Origin of the sequence: Brachyspira pilosicoli, assembly GCF_019402445.1 — a bacterium.
In the GTDB taxonomy this organism is placed as follows: Bacteria; Spirochaetota; Brachyspiria; order Brachyspirales; family Brachyspiraceae; genus Brachyspira; species Brachyspira pilosicoli_B.
In genome coordinates, this window is sequence record NZ_SRZM01000095.1 from 1 (window position 1) to 4,341 (window position 4,341).

Genomic DNA, 4,341 nt, shown 5'->3' on the forward strand with positions numbered 1-4,341 from the left:
AAAGTTGAATAAAAAATCATATAACAAAATGCGGGAAAAAGAACAACAAAAAAGTTGATATAAAATAATCGTTTTTATATACATTAAAAACTTTGAGTCTATCAAAATTTAGTTTTTAATTTTTTTTGCTTAGGATTCACAAAGAACTTCATTTTAGTCTAAAATATAGGTATTATAATATATGTTTCTAAAATATTAGAATATGCACATTTTTAGAACTATAACAAAAAAATTAAAGTCCTTTTACTGCCGTATATACTTTATTTAGCAGTAAAAGAACTTAATGCAAAATACAATTTATTAAAAATTATTTTTCTTTATAAGCATATGTGAATCTATGTATTGAAAGAGGATTATAATATACACCTTTTAATTTTTCTGATACAAGCAAAGGCTCAGTATTGAAATACATAGGCATTATAGCATAACTATCTATCAATATCTTTTCAGCTTTATGCATAGCGTCCATTCTAGCATTTTTGTCTGATGAAGTTAAAGCTACTTTTAAATATTCATCATATTCTTTATTACTAAAAGTTGGGAAGTTTAAAGGTGCCGGAGTGGTAAATAAATCTAAGAAATTAATAGGGTCATTAAAATCTGCATACCAACCGCCTCTCACTATAGTAAATAATCTGCTATATCTATTGCTAAAGAAAGCAGCTAGCTCCTCTTGAACTATTTGAACATCTATGCCCAAATTCTCTTTCCACATCTGCTGAACCGCTTCAAATATTGTAACATTTAATCCGCTGTCTGTGTTAAACTCTAAAACAGGAAAACCTTCACCATTTGGATATCCAGCCTCTGCCAATAACTTCTTAGCTTCTTCAACATTTTTAGCATAATCATTTATATCAAAGAACTCTCCGCCCTTCTCTCTAAAATCTCCACCATCAACATCATTAACACCATAAGGCACAAAAGCACTAGTAGGAACTTCTCCGCCTTTTGTAACATTTTCAACTATATATTTTCTATCAATAGCTAATGTTAAAGCTTTGCGTATTCTCACATCTTTTAAAATCTCATTAGTAGTGCTAAAACAATAATAGTAAGAACCCAATAAAGGTTTTATTTGCAATATACCCTCTTCCTTTAATACAGGTATATCTTGCGTAGGAACTACTTTAGAAAAATCTAATGTTCCGTCTTTTATACCAGCAACAGAAGCAGTAGGGTTTTGCATCATTATAAAGTTTAATTTTTCAGGCAACACTTCTTTATAATTCCAATAATTTGTGTTTTTTACCATTACTATTCTATCATCGGGAGAAATTTCTATAGTTGTAAAAGGACCATTTCCTATATAAGTTTCTGCATTTACTTCCCATTTATCAGCATACTGTTCTATAATATCTTTTCTCACAGGGTAGAATGTAGTAAAGCCAACTAAATCCAAGAAATAAACAGTAGGTCTCTCTAATACAACTTCTAAAGTATAATCATCTATAGCCTTAACTCCTAATTCTTCTTTAGGTAATTCTCCAGCTATAATTTTTTCTGCATTTTTTACAGGAGCAAATTGATATCCATAATCGCTTGCAGTTTTTGGATCAACAACTCTCCTCCAAGAATATACAAAATCTTCAGCAGTTACATTTTTTCCATCGCTCCATTTAGCATTAGTTCTTAAATGGAATATGTATCTCAAACCGCCGTCAAGCTCTTCCCAGCTTTCAGCAGCTCCGCCGGACATTTTTCCGTCTTTACCTATTGTAGTTAAACCCTCAAAAGCATGAGTGATATAGTATGAACCTATAACAGTAGAGCTTATAGCAGGGTCTATACTTTTTGTCTGCGGACCAAGGTTGATATTTAATGTGTTATCAGATGACTCATTATTATTAGAACAAGATGCCAATAAAACAGATAATATCATTAAACAAGTAATAATTTTTAATCTCATAAATTAACTCCAATGTTTTAATTATTATAAAAATGCAGTTCTTTTGCTTCTCTTATTGGTATAAAAGAAGCGGTGGGGGTACCCTAAGGCACGCTTCGCAGGGGTGCAAATCCACCACAAACAAAACACTAAAAAGATAAAAATTAAAAAAATATAATCTTTAAAAATATTCTCCCAATTTCTATCTTTAATAAAATCATTATCAATTATAACTTTAGCATTAATTTGCTCATTCTGCTTGCAAATAATTTAGGGTCTTCAAGTGGAAGTCCTTCAAGTATACAAGCCTCATCATAAAGAAGTTCGCTATACTCCTTAAATAAATCAGAAGTTTTATTAGCTTGATATTCTTTCTCTATTGCTTTAAATACATCATGAGAAGTATTAATTTCTAATACTCTCTCTGGCTTCATAGCAAACATAGGATTACCACTCTCAGCAAGTACTTTAGCCATATTAAAGCTTATAGAATCTTCTTTATTTGATAAACATACAACACTCTCTTTAAGCCTGTTAGTTTCTCTCACCTCAGCAACCTTATCAGCACCTAACACCTCTTTTATAGCATTAAGTACATCTTTATTAGTAGAATCTTTGTTTTCATCTTTATTTTCTGTATTGTTATCAGCTTGAAGTATAGAATGAAGCTTAGTGCCGTCAAACTCTCTCATCATACCAACCATAAACTCATCAACTCTGTCAGTGAAATAAAGCACTTCATAACCTTTATCTTTCATGCCCTCCATATGAGGAAGTTTTTCTATTGTAGCTTTATCTTTAGCAGCTGCATAATATATAAACTCTTGACCTTCTTTCATTCTTGATTTATATTCTGCTAATGTTGTATATTCTTCGTCTTTTGTCTCTGATGACTGGAATAACAACAAATTAGATAGCTTATCTTTTTTGCTAAAGTCTGAATATATTCCTATTTTTATAGACTCGCCAAACTCTTTGAAAAACTCTTGATATCTTTTTCTGTCATTTTTTAATATATTTTCTAAAGTTTCTAAAACCTTTTTTTCAACATTTGATGCTATTCTTTTTAATTGAGTGCTATGCTGTAAAATCTCTCTTGAAATATTAAGTGAGAAGTCTGGAGAATCAACCAAACCTCTTACAAATTTTAAATATTCAGGAAGCAAGTCTTTACATTTACCCATTATAAACACATTTCTTGAATAAAGCTCTAAGCCTCTCTCAAAATCTGGGTGAAGGAAATTGAAAGGTGCTTTTGAAGGTATAAATAAAAGTGCAGTATATTCTATAGTACCTTCTGCCTTTGTATGTATTACTTCAAATGGGTCTGCATAATCGTGGAAATGCTCTTTATAAAACTCATTATACTCTTCTGCCTTAACATCGCTTTTTGATTTCTGCCATATGCTCACCATTGAGTTAATAGTTTTCTCTTCATATTGCTGAACTTCTTTTTCATCTTTTTTTGGTATAGGCATATCCATAACTATAGGATAATGAACATAGTTTGAATATTTATGAATGAGTCCTTCTAAAGTGTATCTGTTGCAATAATCATCATCAACAAATCCGTCTTCTTCTAGTTTTTTATCTTTTGGTTTTAACTTAAGTATAATTTTTGTGCCTCTGTCTTGTTTGTCAATATCTTCTATAGAATAAGAACCGTCTCCATTACTCTCCCAACGAACGCCCTTTTCACTATCAACATTTTTAGTTTCTATTATAATATCATCAGCAACCATAAATGCAGAATAAAATCCAACACCAAATTGTCCTATTAAATCTATTCCACTTTCTTTTGATGCTTCTTTATCTTTTTGTATTTTCTCCAAAAATGCTTTAGTACCGCTTCTTGCAATAGAGCCTATATTATTGATAACATCTTCTCTTGTCATACCTATTCCGTTATCTATAATGCTTAATGTTCTATTTTGTTCATCTATTTCTATCTTTATTCTTAAATTATCTATATCAGTATATTTATCGCTTTTAGTTATAGATTCAAATCTTGCTTTATCTAGAGCATCGCTTGCATTTGATATAAGCTCTCTTAAAAATATTTCTTTATGAGTGTATATAGAATGCACCATTAAATTTAATATCTGTTTTGTTTCGGCTTCAAAATTGAGTATTTGTTTTTCTGCCATAATAAACTCTCCTTTATAGGTTTTTATAAATTAAAAAAATTCTTTATACGGATTAAAGATTAAATATATAAAAAGTATTGAAGTGAATATATAAAGTCTAAAATAAAGTTTAATATATTATAAAAGAAAAATAAAAAAATTCAAATATTTTAACAATAATTATTTTAAGTTTTTATTTGTGGTAATTTTGCTCTTAACGAACTACACACCGTGCAGCACCATATTTATTTTATTTATATAAAATAATAATTTCAATGTATTCTAAGAATTCTTAAGTTTTTTATTTTAATTATTTGCAGGGCTTTG

General features: G+C 29.6%; 2 protein-coding genes. Both read right to left on the reverse strand.

All coding sequences use genetic code 11. From position 1 onward, the window contains the following. Window positions 1-307 precede the first annotated feature (307 nt). A complete protein-coding gene (locus E6A48_RS03860) occupies window positions 308-1,909 on the reverse strand; it encodes a peptide ABC transporter substrate-binding protein (protein WP_219708706.1) in 1,602 nt (533 codons plus the stop codon). A 206-nt stretch (window positions 1,910-2,115) separates the two neighbouring features. Continuing rightward, entirely contained in the window at window positions 2,116-4,035 is a 1,920-nt protein-coding gene (gene htpG / locus E6A48_RS03865; RefSeq protein WP_219708707.1) for a molecular chaperone HtpG, read from the reverse strand. Window positions 4,036-4,341 lie beyond the last annotated feature (306 nt).